Here is a 17,268-nt window from a genome sequence, read left to right as displayed (position 1 = left end):
ATTTATCGTTGTCAACAGTATTCAATGAAAAAATCACCTCTTAGAAAATAACGAGGTGATTTTTATCAATGCCTTATTATGAATTTTTCAAAGCTACACGCTTCCCAAGTAGCCGTTAGCGAGTCTATCGGCAATCAAATTCAAGAAGCATCTTCAAACTGACTATTATAAAGATCCGCATAGAATCCTTTTTCCGCAAGTAACTCTTCATGATTACCGCTTTCGATAATATCTCCATCTTTCATCACTAAAATCAAGTCGGCGTTTTTAATGGTTGAAAGTCTATGGGCAATCACAAATGATGTTTTTCCTACCATGAGTTTATCCATCGCTTGTTGAATAAGTACTTCCGTACGCGTATCAACGGAACTAGTTGCTTCATCTAAGATAAGCAACGGAGCCTTTTTAACCATTGCCCTTGCAATCGTTATCAGCTGTTTTTGTCCGACAGATAAACTTGTATTATCATTTAAAACTGTGTCATAACCTTTCGGCAAGGTTTTAATAAAGTGGTCCAGACCTACTGCTTTACAAGCTGCAGTCACTTCTGCATCGGTTACATCATCTTTATTATAAATGATATTTTCCTTAACGGACCCTTCGAAAAGCCAAGTATCTTGCAGCACCATACAAAATAAATCGTGAACATTTTTTCGAGTAATCGACTTATTTGGTACGCCCTCAATCATGATTTCTCCACTATCGACTTCATAGAAACGCATGAGAAGATTAACAAGCGTTGTTTTCCCGGCTCCAGTCGGTCCGACAATGGCAACTTTTTGACCTGCTTTTATTTGAGCTGAGAAATCTTTAATAATCAGTTTCTCTTTCGTATAGCCAAACTTAACATTTTTAAATTCTACATTACCTTCGACATCTTTAGCTTCTAAAATCATTTTCTTTTCACTTTCGTCTTCTAGTTCCGCTTCATTTAAGAATTCAAATACACGTTCACTTGCAGCAGCAGTTGACTGTAAGCTTGTAGCTGCCTGAGCTAACTGAGACAACGGTTGTGTAAACAGGCGGATATACACCATAAATGAAACGATTACACCAAATGTGATGGAACCTTTCACAGTAAGTGCAGCCCCTACTACACAAACAACAACATACCCTAAATTTCCGATAAAGATCATGAGAGGCATCATCATGCCCGACATAAACTGTGCGCGCCAAGCGCTATTAAAAAGACTTTCATTGATTGCATTAAATTCTTGCTTCGCTGCTTGTTCACCGTTATAGACCTTCATAACATCATGCCCTGAATAGATTTCTTCGATATGGCCGTTCATTCTACCAAGGTCTTGCTGCTGACGTATGAAGTATTTTCGGGATTTGGATATTATAAAGGACATTAATACAAATCCAATGAAAGTTGCAGCAATTGCAGAAAGTGCCATCGTTACATTTATATAGAACATCATTATTAAGGATCCGAAGAACATTACAACCGCTGTTACGAGCGAACCAATACTTTGGTTTAAAGACTGTCCAATCATATCTACATCATTCGTGACACGGCTTAGCACATCTCCATGGGTTGTAGAGTCAAAATATTTCAACGGTAATCGATCAATTTTGTTCGAAATGTCTGTACGTAAACTTTTGGAAACACGCTGTGTAATCGTAGCCATAATAAACGACTGCGTATAATTAAAAATAAAACTCAACCCATACAAAATAGCAAGGAACAGGCCAATTTTTCCTATAGCTGTAATATCAATCTCACCACTAATGCCTGCCATTATTTTATCAGTGATCTCACTAAGCTTATTCGGTCCAATAATCGTGAAAACTGTTCCGACAACTGCCAATACAAGGGCTAAGAGAATCGCTGGCAAATAAGGCTTACAATAGGCAATCAACTTTCCCCAAGGCTTTTTAAAGCTCTTTGGCTTTTCTCCAGGAGCTACCATATGACCTGGGCCACCGGGACCTTTTCGGGGCTTATTTGTTTGTGTATTACGCATTTTCCAACTCCTCCTTTGAAAGCTGCGAATAGGCGATCTCCTGATAGGTCTTACAAGTTTTCAATAATTCACTATGTTTCCCCATACCAACGATTTTACCTTCATCAAGAACAATGATTTTATCAGCATCTTTAATCGTTCCTATTCGCTGTGCCACAATCAAAGAGGTTGCACCTTTCGTTTCTTTTTTCAAGGTAGAACGAAGTTGACGGTCTGTTTTATAATCTAAAGCAGAGAACGAATCATCAAAAATAAAGATTTCCGGATTTCGATTCACTGCTCTGGCGATAGAAAGACGTTGTTTTTGTCCCCCTGAAAGATTTGTACCGCCCTGCGCAATCGCTGCATCATATTCGTCATCCATTTTCTCTACAAATTCTTTCCCTTGCGCAATTTCCACCGCTTTTTTGATCTCCTCATCTGTCGAGGGAGCCTGACTGTTGCCACCATAAGCAACATTCGATTTTACCGTACCCGAAAATAATACGACTTTTTGAGAAACGTAACCAATCTTGTTATGAAGCGCTTCCTGTGCATATTCTTTCACATTCATGCCGTCGACGAATACTTCACCTTTAGTAGTATCGTAAAACCTTGGGAGTAAATTAATTAGCGTACTCTTACCACTACCTGTAGAACCGATTAAAGCGACCGTTTCGCCTTTATGTGCAGTAAAGCTAATATTTTCTAAAACATAGTCCTCTGCATTCGGATATTTAAAGCTAACATTTCTGAATTCAATCTCACCTTCGATTCCCTTAGGTGACGATTTCTTTTCTCCATCAATAATGGTCTGAGGTGTATTTAACACTTCATTAATACGTGCTGCAGATACTGCAGCTCTCGGAAGCAAAATGAACGTCATTGATAACAGCATAAATGCCATAACCACTTGCATTGCATAAGATGAAAATACGACCATATCACTGAACAAACCGATTCTATTCATACCTTCTGCATTATTAATTAAATGCGCTCCAATCCAGTAGATAGAAAGAGTTAATCCTGACATAATCAGACCCATCCCCGGCTGCATAAGGGCCATAAGTCGGGTCACGAAAAGATTTGTATCCGTTAAATCCTTATTTACTTTGTCAAATTTTTCTTCCTGATATTGTTGTGCGTTATAAGCATGAACAACACGAATACCCGTTAAACTTTCTCTCGTTACGCGGTTAAGATTATCTGTCATTTTTTGAACGACTTTAAATTTCGGTAACACAAAGATGATCAGGTTGCCGATCAAAATAAGTAAAACAATGACAGCTACTCCGGTTGCCACTGACCACTCCCAGCTTTTCCCCGTAATCTTAAAAATAGCCCATACGGCAAGGATAGGCGCCTTAATCATTACTTGAAGACCCATCGCAACCGTTTGCTGTATTTGTGTTATATCATTTGTAGAACGAGTAATTAGACTTGCGATTGAAAAACCATTAATCTCCTCCATAGAGAAAGAGAGCGTTTTATCAAATACGCCTTTTCGTAATTCCTTTGAAAGCGACGTTGCTACCTTTGCCGCAAAATAGCCCACAATGACTGCCAATATCATACTGCCAAGGGCACATAACAGCATCTTCCCTCCAGTTGTCCATATTTCGCTCGTTTTACTACCTTCCGTTTGTACAAGGGTTGTAATTTTAGACATATAATCTGGCAACTTTAAATCCAACCAAACTTGCCCTACTATGAACACAATACTAGCTAAAATAAGCGTCCATTCTTTTGGTTTTAGATATTTAAATAATTTCAACACGTTTGCATTCCTCCTCATATAGTTAGCATGCTAACTATATACAAATAAAAACTTTAAAAATAGCATCTTCCTCAAGATTCTATATTTTCTTTCATAGCATCCATTACTTCAAAAAACACGTCAAGTTTCTCTTCTGGGATACCTGTGAGTAATTTTCGTTCAAGAATCGCCCTACGAGTCATGATATTGTCATGTATTTTCAGTGCCTCTTCTGTTAAAACAATTTTTTTAAGTCTTGAATCGTAGGGAACAGATTGCCTTGTAATTAACCCATTACTTTCCATAGATTTTAGGATTCTAGACGCTGTTGATTTACGAATAGAAAAATCTCGTTCAAAATCCTTTTGAAAGACATCTTTATCTTGGTTTTTGTAAAGATAACTAATGGTCCAACCATGCATGGCAGTAAGGTTATCTTTTTCCGGTATTGTCGTACATGTGGTTTGATCCAATTGCCTTCTCATTAGGAGCGATAATGTGCGCAATTCTAATCCAACCGATCTCCTTTTGCTCAATTTTACAACCTCCAATATTTCTACGCCCTAACTATCGTATTTAAAAACTAGTTTAGTAGCATTTCTGCATCTCCATAATAAAAATACTCATGTCCTTAGGTGCCGAATGTGATCAGTAGGCCCCGAAAGTGACAGGTATCCCTGTAAAGTGATCAGGTAGGCCCCGAATGTGATCAGGTATCCCTGTAAAGTTGATCGGGTAGGACCCGAATGTGATCAGGTATCCTTGAAAAGTGATCGGGTAGGACCCGAATGTGATCAGGTATCCTTGAAAAGTGATCGGGTAGGGCCCGAGTACCGATAAATCATGTTAAGATATATCTTCGTATTCAGTTTGCCATATTGTCTTTAAATAATCCAACAATAAAGTATGTTTATAAATGTCAAAATAACAATGATATTGTGCTTGGTTGCATAAATAAATTTCTATAAAGAACGAATGACATAAAAATTGTTAGAGAAAAATATTTACCTACAATGAATCATGAAATCTCGGGATTTGTTTTTTTATTTTACATATCTAATTTATAATAGGAAATAATACAAAGTGGTCAATATAATTTTCAATTTTAAGGAGGATCAGTATGTCTACATTTAAATTGCGTGATAAAGTACCTAATTTCACTCTTCCAGCAGTGAATGGAGAGGAATTCTCTTTTGCATCTCATCAAAACCAGCATAAATGCTGGCATCTCATTATCTTTTTCCGAGGATCATGGTGTCCTGTTTGTCTTCATGACTTAAAAGAGCTCGAAGAAAGTAAAAGTTATTTTGAAGGCAAGAATGTTCATCTAATTACTATCTCAACGGATAAGTTGGAAAACTTAAAGAATATGGTCGATGAGCATAACCTTTCTTTTACCGTCTTAGCCGATGAAGAGTTAAATACATTAAAAGCATATGATGTTTTTTATCACGGAGAAGATGCGCCTTACGAGGATCATGGTACGCATGGAGAGCCTGCTTATTTCTTAGTTGATGAGAAGGGACAACTGCTATATCAACAAAAACAAACAAGTCCATTTGGACGCCCATCATCAACTGAACTTCGCAAGATTGTCCAATATATCGGAAAAAATTTAAAGTCAAATGAATAAACAAACGTAAGTATATTTTAAAAGCAAAATAAAAAATCCACATCAGAAAAGCGCGAAAAATCAACATTTCTAAAAATTGATTACTCGCGCTTTTTAAAACTAATTCCATTTCCATTTCTGACAGCTTATAAGGATCAGCTTTTTATTTTTATATCTATCTGTACATTTCCTATTCATTTTATTTTTGGAAAAAAACATTAGGTTACTGCATTGGAACTTACATAAACCAGGTTTTGAGATATTTATTGCATTTTGTTCACCGTTAGCAAACAATACCCCTAACCAACAAGAATTCCAAAACGTTCTCATTAACAATTAAATCTTAAAGTTTTTTTGTGTAATAGTACCGCTTACCCGTTAGTGGATAATCATTGAGTACAAATTCTTCTTTATAGCCTAGCTTCACGTAAAAATCAGGTGCTTGAAAACTAAACGTATTTAAGGCGGCAAACTTGCATCCTCTATTAATAGCAATCTTCTCAGCTTTACGCATCAATTCCGTACCAATATGCTGTCCACGAAGTTTTTCACTTACCCATAAATACTCTACTTCTAACCAATTTCCATGTGTATCACCAATCAACCCCGCAACTCTTTTTCCTTGTTCATCTTCTACAAAAAGACCAATATCTTTTACTATCTTATCTTCAATATTATCAAGATTGTATTTTAATAACTCTTGAATAATATGTTCTTTTTCTTCTTCAGTGACCTTTTCAGATTCAATATATTTCATTTCTTCAACCCCTTTATTTAAAATTCTACTCATAATAAAATGCATAACATAGTGTGATTCAAGCCTTTTTTATTTAACTGTTTAAAGAAGAAGCAGCTTTTTTAAAATATCCCTGCCGTTTACCACCTGATACAGCTTTTAATGCCACTAACCCTAAAAAGAAGAAGGCAAATGAACCCATTAACCCCACAGGACGGATCGAAGTTAATTCAGCAGCTAAACCTATTAAAACTGTTAAAGCAACAATGAAACCTGCTTCAATGACACTAAAGATGCTTCCGAATCTTCCCATCATCTTCACAGGAACATGATTTTGGTAGAACGTCAAATACCCTGTATTTGCAAACGTTACAGCAAACCCGATTAAAAACACACCAGGAACTGCACTAAAAAAGCCACTCGAACTATAAAGTACTAAATATCCTATTGAGGTAAAAATGGTACCAATACCTATTAAAAGATTAACAGCAAGTTGCTTTGAAAATAACGAATTAATAATGGATCCTATTATTATTCCAGCTCCAAAGACACTTAATAAAAACCCATAATTGGTGTCAGATATTGAAAGTACGCCTTTAGCAAATGCTGCCTCGAGAGAATCTATTGCGGTCATGAATATAGTAGTACCACTAAATAATAAATATATTTTTGTGATATAGGTATCGTCCTTACTGAAATTAAAAACAACTAAAAAATCAGTTTTTATCATATCCCATGTAAATCTTTGCCCCTCAGTCTCTTTGAGTCCTGAATCAACATTTGGTAGCATCAAGATAATCAGTGCTGAAAAAAATAAAGCCACTGCATTTATATGAATGGCAGTATAAGGGGTACCCATCCAAAATAAAATCCCAGCAATAGCAGGACCTATTAGTGAACCACAAGAGTTGATAAAGCTACGAAGTGCATTAAATCGTTGCCGATCTTTTTCTGGTATAAGTTTAGTCATATAAACCATAGATGTAGGTTGAAAAATAGCACTTCCCATATTAATGATAAACGCTAGTACATAAACATAAATAAGTGAAGGTAAAAATGGAATTAATGCAATACATATTGCTCTGAAAACATCTAATCCCATCATAAGTCGCCGTGTATTTACCCGATCAATTAAACTACCTGACCAAGCATTAGAACATATAGTTGCAATTGGACCAAGTATATATAAAAAAGCAATTGCAAATGGGGAACCTGTTTCATTCAAAATAATTAAATTTAGTGCGATTAGGTAAACCCATGCACCCACATTTGAAATACCTATTCCCCCTAATAGTATTAAAGGATACTTCCATCTGGACATAACACCACTCCTATTTTATTTTTTGAAAAACAAAATAAAAAAACTCACCCCCAAGATAGTTATCTTGGGGGCGAGTCATATCGCGGTGCCACCCCAGTTCATTTCTACATTGCTGCAGAAGCCTTATCGAGTACAGCTTTGGAAATAAATCCTGCGATACTCTATCTCTTTAACGTGAGAATACGTTGCACCATCATTGTTCCAACAAACAAATCCAATGCACAGCTCAAAGGCTTGTTTCAACATATTTCCTATCCCTCTTTTTCAGCTACCAGAGGTCTCTGTAGATAGTCCGTATGTTTACTCTTCTTTTCATAGCTTTTCATATGCAATTTTGTAAATTTTATACTATTTAAAACTAAAATTCAATACAAAAAAACGAAGACCACTAATTATTTCTATGACAAATATGGAATTATTCGCATTTGGTGTTACAGAAACTTCATGCATACTACAATTATTGTTATTCAACTAATCCGTTCATTTAGTAGCATAACATTACACCATTCAATCAGTTTAAAAAGGAACTGATCAAATGGTACTCTTTTTCTTTTCTTAATGCTTCCGCTTTTACTTTTCATTAAACTCAAATTCAATCTTTCCTTCTACCAAACGGAGTGACGCGCTAAATTGTTTACCATTCTTTGATTTAAACCCTTTAATCACAGCAGTCTTCCCACTCTTACATAAATCATTAATGTTCTTTTCAGTCAGTTTTTTTCCTAATAGCCTTCCTGGGAACGTTTGCTTACAACCATTTTTATAATTCGAGCAACCGTAAAAACTTTTACGCAAACCTATTTTTCCTACTTTACATGTCGGACATGTCACAATATCTTTCGCAGCAGCTGGTTTAAATTGCTCAGCTTCAATTGTAAGTGACTCTAACTGTTGCGGTACCTCCCCGATTAATTGATTAACAAACTTGCCTATACTTTCAATAAAATGTTTTGCAGAGCCTTCCCCACGACCAATTTTATTTAAGTAAATTTCCCATTTTGCCGTCATAGAAGGGCTTGAAAGTAGTGTTCCTTCAATTGATCGACATAAAAGCTCCCCTTTAGGCGTGATGCTCACTATGTTTTTTCGTACTTCAATAAATCCATGCTTTTTAATCGTCTCTATAATGCCACTCCGAGTTGCCTCTGTACCAATACCTTCAATCGATTTCAGCACCTCGATTTCTTCTTCATCCTCAACTGATTTACCACATGTTTTCATCATCGTAATGAGTTGCCCTTCTGTATAAGGCTTAGGAGGAGTTGTCGTGCCTTCTAAAATAGAAATCTTACTTTGTACCATCTCATCTTTGGAAACGATAGGTAACGACTTTTCACGCTCCTTTAACTCTTTTTCACTTGAAAACAATTCTTTCCAACCTTTTATAAGTTCTGTTTTCCCTACCGTTTTAAACTCTAAATTTTTGACATTTGTTATAATCGTTTTTTCATCGTATTCATAATCTTGGTGAAACATAGCGAGTGTCGTATTGACTATCTCAAAATAAATATTTCGCTCATCCGCATTCATAGATTGTAACGCTTTTTCGGTCGGCACTTTTTTCGTTGGAATAATAGCATAGTGCTCCCCAACGTTGGCACTGTCGACGTAGCGTTTGTTATTTCCTCGATTAATCACATTAAATGACTTTCCTACGAGCTGCTGATATTTTGGCAAGGATTCATTTAAATAGGCAAACTCATTATGTGTAATGAGCTGTGAATCGGTACGTGGGTAAGAAACGAGTTTTTTCTCATAAAGGGATTGCGTCAGTTTTAACACATGCGACGGACTGTATTTCCAGCGTTTATTGGCGGCAGCTTGTAATGTTGATAATGCATGTAGTTTGGGTGGTGCTATACGCTTCGTTTTGTTCGTTACACTCGTAATCAGACCTGTATCCTTCGGTTCGACCCCATGTTGTTGCAATAATTGCACTGCCTCTGCACGCTCTTTTGTTTTTAACTTTGCCTTTCCTTTATATAAGCCATTTTGTGCTTTAAAAACCCCTTCAATTTCATAAAAATTTTCAGGTTTGAAATGTTCGATTTCCTGTTGCCTTTTATAAATTAAATATACGGTTGGTGATTGCACACGTCCGATGGAAATACTACCCTTAAAGCCTTTCTTTTGTAAAAGTAGCGTATATAGGCGACTGCAGTTCATACCTACTAACCAATCGCTAATTTGACGTGTTTTTGCTTCTTGGTACATGAGCAAATCACGTTCATTACTTTGCATATTATTAAACCCTTTTCGAATTTCCTCAACTTCTAATGAATTGATCCATAATCGTTTTACAGGCTTATTTACTTTCGTCATTTTTAATAGTGAGTAGAAGATATTAGAACCCTCACGTTCACTATCGCAGCAATTATAAATCATTGTTACTTGCGGATCACTTAAAATTTTTTTGACTGCATTAAATTGTGTATACATTTTAGAGACAACTTTATCTTCAAATTTTTGTGGAATGATAGGTAAAGATCCAAGCGACCATTTCTCCCATTCCTTTTGATATTCTTTTGGCTCCTTTAACTCAACAAGATGACCAACTGCCCAAGTAATTACTGCGCCCATAGGAAAAGTAGAACAAGGTTCCAATTCAATAAACGTTTTCTCTTTTTGTTTAATTTTAAATGCGTCTGCATAAGCTCTTGCTTGAGATGGTTTCTCTGCCAAAATGGCGATTTTCCCCATTAATCATCACATCTTCTTTAAAATATTTTAGTAGCTTTATATATAAACATTAAACTCAACTAATCAGATTAGTTGAGTTTATTATGGCATATCTTACTACTATTTTACTTTAAACAATTTAAAATATCACTTACTAAAATCTTTGTACCTAGAGCACCCTTCCATCTTAAATCACATGAAGTTATTTGCGGCACTACCATCTACATCAAATTTTGAAACGGATTTTTCAAGTTCTTCTGCCATTTTGTTCAGTTCTAAAACAGAATACAGGATATCTTTATTGTAGCTTTCTTGCTCTATCGTACGCTCTACAACACTTTCTGTTGCCTTTGCAGCCTTATTAGCAAGCATTGTTGTTTCCATTACTCCTGCTGTAATCTCCTCGGAAAATGCGGACATTTCTTCTTTTAATGCTTTTCCTAATCATGAAAAACTAAATCTCGAATTTAACTATGGTATATTTGAATATCGATATTAGAATCCATTCAATCTAATTATTTTATTAAAATTTTTCACCGCAACTCTTAGATCCCTTCTAAAACTAAAACAAAAAGTTTGGAAGATTAGAAATACCAATAAATAGCAATGCATTTACATGATATTCATAAAAAAGGCAGTAGAAACAAGGATTTGTTCCTTGTTTCACTGCCTTTCTGTTATATGTAGAAAACTTTGTATGGACATGGATCGATTGCAATTAAAAAAATATTAGAATTTTATAAAGGTAATTGTAAACTTTGTATAAGCATTTTTCTCACTTTCAACTTTAATCAAGGCTTGATGAGCTTCAATAATCGCTTTTGTTAAAGCCAAGCCAATCCCTGTAGAATCATGTTTTTTAGAAGTGCTTGCCTTGTAGAATCGATTAAAGATATGTGGTAAGTCTTCAGCAGCAATCCCTTCTCCAAAATCTTGAATTATGAGCTCTGTATAAATCGGTGTATCATTAACTTGAATTGTGATTTTATCACTATGTTTGGAATGCTCAATCGCATTTTTTAGCAAGTTCATCAAAGCTTCTTGCATCCATAATTTATCGTGCATAACCATTACTTCCTTCGGCCCGTCCCAGTCAATTGACAAATCCCTTTCATTGATTATATTTTCCAAACGATTCAAAACTTCATTAATGGTATTCACCAAGTTTAAAGGTTCTTTATCAAATGAAATTGCTTTGGCATCAATTTTTGCTACTTTTAACAAGTTTTGAATTAAGACATTCATTCTGGAAATTTGAACTTCATTATTTTGCAATAATTGAACTTGTTGCTGACGGGGCAATTCTTCATTCAATAACATTTCATTATAGATGGAAATAGTTGAAAGTGGCGTTTTTAATTGATGGGATATGTCTTGTAACATTTGTCCTAAAAATTCCTTCTCTACAAGTAAATCCTTCATATTTTTCCTAATTATGTCTTTCATAGAGCGGAATGAAACAGCTAATTTGGCGATTTCTCCTTCTTTATTTTCATTTATTGTAACTGAGTAATCTCCATCAATTATTTTCTTAGCAGTTGAAGTAAGTTGCTTGATTTTATTGAAAATAATCTTGTATTGTATATAGTTTGCCAAAAAAAGCATTAATCCGAAACCAATCAATCCCCATAATATTGTTTGATTAAAGCTAGAAATATGGTTATTTAAAAGTGGAAAAAGTTTTGTCTCCAAATCTTCGTATAATCCATACTGCCTAAAGATTTCTCTCCCTTTCTCCTGATACTCACTTGAATCAGAAGAATTACTTGTTAAGACCTTCATAATTTCTGTTTCATTCTCAGGATTTTGTTCAATCAATTTAGCGGTAATTTCTCCCCAGGCTGTAATAGAATCCGTTTTTAAATGATTGTAAAATATTTGATGTGAAATTAACTGACAAACCACAAATAGAGAAAATAAAACCACCAGTATTATCATATAACCTTTCAATTCGATATTTTTCATCATCTATTCTCGGTTCACATCCTTGTCCCAATGATATCCTAATCCTCTTTTAGTTATGATAAACTGTGGATTTTTGGGGTCATCTTCAATTTTTTCTCTTAAACGCATTATGTATACAGATAACGTATTTTCTCCAAAAAAAACATCTTCTTCTTCTGTTATTTTCAGTAAGATTTCATCCCTTTCTAATATTTTGTGAGGGTTTTTCATAAAAGTTAACAAAAGCTTATATTCTAAGGTTGTTAATGGAACAATACCTTGATTTTTATATACCTTTACTTGGTTCATATCCACCTTTATATTTTCAGATATTAATCATTGAAACTTCTTCCAATCTAGCTTGTTTGCGTAATTGTACTTTTACTCTCGACATAAGTTCTCTCACTCGAAAAGGTTTTGTTATATAATCATCTCCGCCAATATCTAATCCCATTACCACATTTGCTTCTTCATCCAGAGCTGTTAAGAAAATAATAGCTGTTGCATTATTTTGTTTTTTGAAGTGCAAACATAAGTCATACCCATTTCCATCTGGAAGGTTGATATCTAATATAGCCAAGCCAAAAGTATTATCATTAAATTGACTTTTCGCTTCTTTTACACTAGTGGCTCTAGTCACCTCATAACCTTCATTTCTTAATGAAAATTCAATGGCTAGACCGAGTGCTTCATCGTCTTCTACAAGTAATATTTTATTCAAGTATATCTTCTCCTTCCTCTCACTCTATATTAGCAGTTACCACCAAATCAGAATAGCCTGACTATACGTAGCCAGGCCTTTGGTATTATTCTTCTCTTATCGTATCTATAATATTATCCTGTTGGATTCTTCTCAGCGGTAGCAGAACAGATAAATAACTGATTAACAAAGCTGCAGCAAGCGTAATGAAACAAGCGTTATAGGGAATCGACCATTCAACATTAAAGAGACCGGATGCAGCCGTGTACAAAATATATGAAAGTATACAACCATAAAAAATGCCTTGCAAGCTTCCAGAAAAACCGTAAATCAGTGCTTCATAAATAATCATTTTTTTCAAATCCCTTTGGGACATGCCTATGGATTTTAGTGCAGCCAATTCTTTTCGTCTAATCATGATACTTATAGTAATCGTATTAAGGATATTTAAACTGCCAATTAAAGAAATGACCACAATAAAAGCATATACAAGAACTTTGATAACGAGAGCTGACTCATTTTTGGCTTTATTCTCTTCAAAGTTATTGACCACTGTAATGGAGTGTTTTTTTCCAATGGTCTTCTGGATGTCTTCAACAGTTGCGATAGATTGATTTGTATCCTTCAATTCAATTTTAATACTTAAGTCTTGTTCATAAACCTCGGATACATTTTTAATCAACTTTATTTGTTCTAAAATTTCCAGATTCTCAGAAGAAACATTATTTTCAATTGTAAGATCCGACTTGGACGGATCGTTCACAAGTTTGGATGAAAATGCGATGTCCATCAATGATGAAAAAGTAATAAACAATACACTACTTATAATGATTGATAAAATAGTAACGACATAACGATTTTTATTTCTTTTTACATTTTTAATGGCCATACTTAATGGAAATGAAAAAGGTTTTCTTAGCACCTTATTATTTTGTTTTTTGATTCTCTCTTTTTTTATTGACAATCTACTGCTAATTGCCAACAAAGGAGATATTCTTCCTGCGAAAAAAGCAGGGAAATAACTGGATACTAATACAGCTATCAGAGTAAGAATCGAACTAGCCAATAATATCTTCCAATCTATATAGAAAAAAGAAACATCTGAACCTTTGTCTACTAAAATCACGAAAAAGGCTTGGAGAATAGCAAGCGCCAATAAGCTGCATACAACCCCAATTGGTATGGCTATGAAAGCTAGCACGGCTGCTTCTTTCATTACAATTTGTCGAATTTGTTTTCGTGTAGCACCGATGCTTCTCAGCAAGCCGAACTGCTTCATTCGCTCTACGACGCTGATTTGAAAAGCGTTGTAAATAACAATAATTGTAGAAATTACAACAATACTGACAACGATAACTAGCATAATCAGAAGCGATTGATTCGTTTCCGGTTTCAAAGCTTGAATCAAATGCGTATTAATAACAATGTTATTATCCTCAGTAATTGAGTTAAGTTCGTCTAAAACCTCATTAAAGTTGGCCTTCTCGTTAATTTCAATTAATATCCTTCCCTCTCCAATAGCAAACTCACTTTTATATGTTAATAATCTCCCCTCTTTATTTTTTTGTGTAAACCCGCTATTATTCAGTAAACCGACCAGTTGATATGTTTTTCCATCCAGTTCAAATGAGTCACCTAATCGAAGATCTTTTTTTATAAAAGGAATTAACCAGGAGTCGATAGCCGCTTCGTGAGCATTGGTCGGTAATTCCCCATCTAGTAGGCTGTAGGTTAGAAAGTTTAAGGCTTGATGATCCGCGAAATTTATACGTACAGAAACCTCTTCAACCGGAACAGTGTCACCCTGAGACATCAGACCAAACGATTCAATTTGGGGATTAAATCTGATTTTATTTAAAATCGCCTCATCATAGTTTGAAATTCCAACGTGAAAAGAAATGCCGTTTATCTTCTTGGCGTTCTCAATTTGAGAGATTTGTGAACCTTTCATAAACAGACCAATAGTTGAAATTAACGCTACAGAGAGCACGATTCCAACCAAGGTCAAAATTGTTCGTTTCATATTCCCTTTTAAATACTTAGTACCTAGTTGCTTATAACTATTGATCAAAATCATTCCCTCCGGTCAGTGACTCTTTCGCAGTCAGTCGTTGGTCAGAAATGATTTCACCGTCTTGTATTGTGATAATCCGATCTGAAGCTGATGCTATCGTAAGATCGTGAGTAATTATTACAATGGTTTGATTATATTTTTTTGCCGTGAATCTTAATAAATCCATAACTTCTTTCGTATTTCGAGTATCCAGATTACCTGTAGGCTCATCAGCAAGTATCAAATGCGGACGATTAATAAGCGCCCTGCCAATTGAAACCCGTTGCTGTTGCCCACCAGATAGTTCGGAAGGTAAGTGATCCTTACGTTCTTGAAGCCCTAAGATATTAATAATTTCATTTAAATACTCCATATCTATAGATTCACTATCCAATAACGTAGGTAAAGCAATATTTTCTTGGACATTTAATACAGGTATCAAATTAAAGAATTGAAAAATGAACCCAACTTTTCTTCTTCTGAATACTGAAAGCTCATTGTCTGAATATTTATATATGTCATTATCCCCTATGAATACCTTTCCAGAACTAGGGCGATCTAACCCACCTAAAATATGTAGCAGCGTACTTTTTCCAGAACCAGAAGCACCGATGATTGAGACAAACTCTCCTTGCTGAATAGAAAGATCAATTCCTTTTAACGCATCTACCCTGTTATTGCCTTCTCCATAACTTTTCGTTATATTCTCTAAACGTACAACTTCCATATAACTCATCCCCTCATCATTAAAACTCAATCTTGTATGTCTACAAAATTTACTTTGCGTTGGCTATCTGGATAGACGTTCTCAATTGTTTTGAAAACTTGTTCTACTTCTTCTTTATCTTCTTTATAATCAAATTTATAATCCTTTAAGTGAATCAGTGTCATAACGGAATCTGGGTCAGCTAACTCATCATAAGTTTTATCATTTAGAATAACAAAATCCATACCCATATATCCGACCCATATTTGATTCTTAATATAACTTACAGGTATCATTTGTCCATTCAAATCTATCTGATGATCTACCAAATCATAATCACTTATAGAATAGAACAAATTTTGTGAACCTGCTAATTCTTTAATTTCATGAACTGGTTCTGAAATGATAGATGCACTGCCTGGTTCTTTTCTTGCTCTAATAACTCCTTTCTTAACTAATTGTTCAGCAGTAGTTTTGTTAATAACCATATACTCACTTTCTGATTCACCTTTTTTTGTTACGATGAACTTCGCTTTGTAATCATTAGTTTGTTTGGTTTTATTTTTATATTCCTTCTTAACTTTATTTACCTCTTCTTCTGTGCCGATAACTACTATTCCATTGACCGGTTGTGCTGGACCTTGAACATATCGTTTTACTCCGAATCCTATGCCTATAAAAATAGCGATAACTAAAACTAAAGTTATAATTTTTTTCATTTTCTTTCTCTTTCTCCTTTTTACTAGATGTCTAAATTATAGACTAGATATTCTTTATATTTGAATAACTGTTATCTAACTATTTATGCTCTATTCTTACTCAATTGTAAGAATAGATACTTTTTCATGTGTTAGGAAATGGCATTTGAAACAATTTAATATATCACTTACAAAAATCTTTGTACCGTAGCACCTTTTAAATATTTTAAATCTCGCAAATCGATTAATTCCGTCTAGTTTTTTTGAAGTATAATAAATAGAAAATATTGTAACAGAGGGGATTGAATGAAGGTGAAAAAATATTTACATGTAGGAATTTTATTAACTACTTTCATATTGATGGGGTGCAATGAAAAGTTAGAAACAGAAGAACAAGGTAAGAAAGAGGAGATCAAGATTTCACCTGTTAATCAAGCAACAGTAGATAATGCTGTATCTGATATAAATGAAGAAAGACCAAAAACTCCTTTAAAATTATCTCAAGAACAAAAGAAAGAATATCATAAACAATATGTAAAAATCATAGATAAAGTAAATCAACAGAAGTTAGGAATGCAACTGGGAGTTTCCCCAATAGATGAATTTAAAGCAGCAGATTGGGTAGAACCGGAAGTTTTTGCAAATAGGATTCAGAAACAAGTAGATGCTTTTTTGGAAGAGGAACGTAAAGCGTTAGCTGCTATGACAACGAATAAAAATCAAGATGCTACCGAAGTAAGTGGTGGTTGGGCATTAGAAAAATATATTTATGTTGCAGGTATAGTAACTCGACTTGAGATTATAGTGGATTTTGAAACACAATACAGCGAATCTAGAAATGGTCAAGTATTTGCAGGAATAAACAAGATATCAACGCAAGTAGCAAAAGGTTCGGAAGGAACGTGGGAGCAAACGTCTTACAAAGCCTCTTTGCTGGATGACCAAACGTATAGCATTCGTATTGAAGGTATTCACCATAATAATAATTTATCAACTGATAAATTATTTACTATAGAAATTAGCTGTGATAAGTTCGGAAAAATACATTAATATATAGAAACATTTTTGGTGAAAAATTTACTTAATAAACGGGGCGATTGGTCAATTTGATCTC

13 protein-coding genes, 1 pseudogene and 1 other annotated feature are annotated in these 17,268 nt (G+C 34.6%); of the genes and pseudogenes, 2 read left to right on the top strand and 12 right to left on the bottom strand.

From position 1 onward, the window contains the following. Nucleotides 1-140: 140 nt before the first annotated feature. The 3 genes from MOK21_RS02030 to MOK21_RS02020 form a co-directional block, all read right to left on the bottom strand. Nucleotides 141-1,970: an ABC transporter ATP-binding protein gene (locus tag MOK21_RS02030; protein WP_249072308.1), complete on the bottom strand. Its 1,830-nt coding sequence runs from the start codon at nucleotides 1,968-1,970 to the stop codon at nucleotides 141-143. Continuing rightward, nucleotides 1,963-3,726 (bottom strand): ABC transporter ATP-binding protein, encoded by a 1,764-nt coding sequence (locus MOK21_RS02025; RefSeq protein ID WP_249072307.1) that lies wholly within the window; start codon nucleotides 3,724-3,726, stop codon nucleotides 1,963-1,965. The genes MOK21_RS02030 and MOK21_RS02025 overlap by 8 nt, the downstream gene beginning before the upstream one ends. 71 nt (nucleotides 3,727-3,797) lie before the next feature. Further along, nucleotides 3,798-4,241, bottom strand: a complete 444-nt coding sequence (locus MOK21_RS02020) for a MarR family winged helix-turn-helix transcriptional regulator (RefSeq protein ID WP_249072306.1) — start codon at nucleotides 4,239-4,241, stop codon at nucleotides 3,798-3,800. 584 nt (nucleotides 4,242-4,825) lie between these two features. On the opposite strand from MOK21_RS02020, the gene MOK21_RS02015 reads away from it, so the two are divergent. After that, nucleotides 4,826-5,338 (top strand): peroxiredoxin family protein, encoded by a 513-nt coding sequence (locus MOK21_RS02015; RefSeq protein WP_249072305.1) that lies wholly within the window; start codon nucleotides 4,826-4,828, stop codon nucleotides 5,336-5,338. A 322-nt stretch (nucleotides 5,339-5,660) separates the two neighbouring features. On the opposite strand, the gene MOK21_RS02010 is transcribed toward MOK21_RS02015, so the two are convergent. The 9 genes and pseudogenes from MOK21_RS02010 to MOK21_RS01970 all read right to left on the bottom strand — a co-directional run bounded on the left by MOK21_RS02010 (nucleotide 5,661) and on the right by MOK21_RS01970 (nucleotide 16,175). After that, entirely contained in the window at nucleotides 5,661-6,074 is a 414-nt protein-coding gene (locus MOK21_RS02010; protein ID WP_249072304.1) for a GNAT family N-acetyltransferase, read from the bottom strand. 73 nt (nucleotides 6,075-6,147) lie between these two features. Continuing rightward, nucleotides 6,148-7,374, bottom strand: a complete 1,227-nt coding sequence (locus MOK21_RS02005; protein ID WP_249072303.1) for an MFS transporter — start codon at nucleotides 7,372-7,374, stop codon at nucleotides 6,148-6,150. A gap of 63 nt (nucleotides 7,375-7,437) precedes the next feature. Beyond that, nucleotides 7,438-7,699: a binding site (T-box leader), on the bottom strand. 245 nt (nucleotides 7,700-7,944) lie between these two features. Next, nucleotides 7,945-10,074, bottom strand: coding sequence for a type IA DNA topoisomerase (locus tag MOK21_RS02000; protein WP_249072302.1), 2,130 nt, complete (start codon nucleotides 10,072-10,074; stop codon nucleotides 7,945-7,947). 171 nt (nucleotides 10,075-10,245) lie between these two features. Beyond that, on the bottom strand, nucleotides 10,246-10,437 hold the full coding sequence (locus MOK21_RS01995; RefSeq protein ID WP_249072301.1) for a hypothetical protein: 192 nt from the start codon (nucleotides 10,435-10,437) through the stop codon (nucleotides 10,246-10,248). 345 nt (nucleotides 10,438-10,782) lie between these two features. Continuing rightward, entirely contained in the window at nucleotides 10,783-12,018 is a 1,236-nt protein-coding gene (locus MOK21_RS01990) for a HAMP domain-containing sensor histidine kinase (RefSeq protein ID WP_249072300.1), read from the bottom strand. A 3-nt stretch (nucleotides 12,019-12,021) separates the two neighbouring features. Next, nucleotides 12,022-12,718: pseudogene (locus MOK21_RS01985) on the bottom strand (response regulator transcription factor). Between the two features lie 85 nt (nucleotides 12,719-12,803). Next, a complete protein-coding gene (locus MOK21_RS01980; RefSeq protein WP_249072299.1) occupies nucleotides 12,804-14,768 on the bottom strand; it encodes an ABC transporter permease in 1,965 nt (654 codons plus the stop codon). Continuing rightward, nucleotides 14,758-15,477 (bottom strand): ABC transporter ATP-binding protein, encoded by a 720-nt coding sequence (locus MOK21_RS01975; RefSeq protein WP_249072298.1) that lies wholly within the window; start codon nucleotides 15,475-15,477, stop codon nucleotides 14,758-14,760. Before MOK21_RS01975 ends, MOK21_RS01980 begins: the two co-directional genes overlap by 11 nt. Nucleotides 15,478-15,503: 26 nt before the next feature. Continuing rightward, complete coding sequence (locus MOK21_RS01970) at nucleotides 15,504-16,175, bottom strand: lipoprotein BA_5634 family protein (RefSeq protein WP_249072297.1); 672 nt, start codon at nucleotides 16,173-16,175, stop codon at nucleotides 15,504-15,506. Between the two features lie 285 nt (nucleotides 16,176-16,460). Here MOK21_RS01970 and MOK21_RS01965 point away from each other — a divergent pair, with 285 nt between their 5' ends. Beyond that, entirely contained in the window at nucleotides 16,461-17,204 is a 744-nt protein-coding gene (locus tag MOK21_RS01965; protein WP_249072296.1) for a hypothetical protein, read from the top strand. The last annotated feature ends 64 nt before the right edge of the window (nucleotides 17,205-17,268 follow it).

Source organism: Lysinibacillus sp. BPa_S21 (assembly GCF_023337795.1).
Taxonomy (GTDB): Bacteria; Bacillota; Bacilli; order Bacillales_A; family Planococcaceae; genus Lysinibacillus.
The sequence above is the reverse complement of the archived record's forward strand: the minus strand, read 5'-3'. Positions and strand labels throughout refer to the sequence as shown.

Bases quoted from the DNA above. Each gene is read 5' to 3' on its own strand.
- MOK21_RS01970 (WP_249072297.1), bottom strand. From the start codon at position 16,175: ATGAAAAAAATTATAACTTTAGTTTTAGTTATCGCTATTTTTATAGGC.
- MOK21_RS02015 (WP_249072305.1), top strand. From the start codon at position 4,826: ATGTCTACATTTAAATTGCGTGATAAAGTACCTAATTTCACTCTTCCA.
- MOK21_RS01975 (WP_249072298.1), bottom strand. From the start codon at position 15,477: ATGGAAGTTGTACGTTTAGAGAATATAACGAAAAGTTATGGAGAAGGC.
- MOK21_RS01965 (WP_249072296.1), top strand. From the start codon at position 16,461: ATGAAGGTGAAAAAATATTTACATGTAGGAATTTTATTAACTACTTTC.
- MOK21_RS01990 (WP_249072300.1), bottom strand. From the start codon at position 12,018: ATGAAAAATATCGAATTGAAAGGTTATATGATAATACTGGTGGTTTTA.
- MOK21_RS02000 (WP_249072302.1), bottom strand. From the start codon at position 10,074: ATGGGGAAAATCGCCATTTTGGCAGAGAAACCATCTCAAGCAAGAGCT.
- MOK21_RS01995 (WP_249072301.1), bottom strand. From the start codon at position 10,437: ATGGAAACAACAATGCTTGCTAATAAGGCTGCAAAGGCAACAGAAAGT.
- MOK21_RS02030 (WP_249072308.1), bottom strand. From the start codon at position 1,970: ATGCGTAATACACAAACAAATAAGCCCCGAAAAGGTCCCGGTGGCCCA.
- MOK21_RS02005 (WP_249072303.1), bottom strand. From the start codon at position 7,374: ATGTCCAGATGGAAGTATCCTTTAATACTATTAGGGGGAATAGGTATT.
- MOK21_RS02010 (WP_249072304.1), bottom strand. From the start codon at position 6,074: ATGAAATATATTGAATCTGAAAAGGTCACTGAAGAAGAAAAAGAACAT.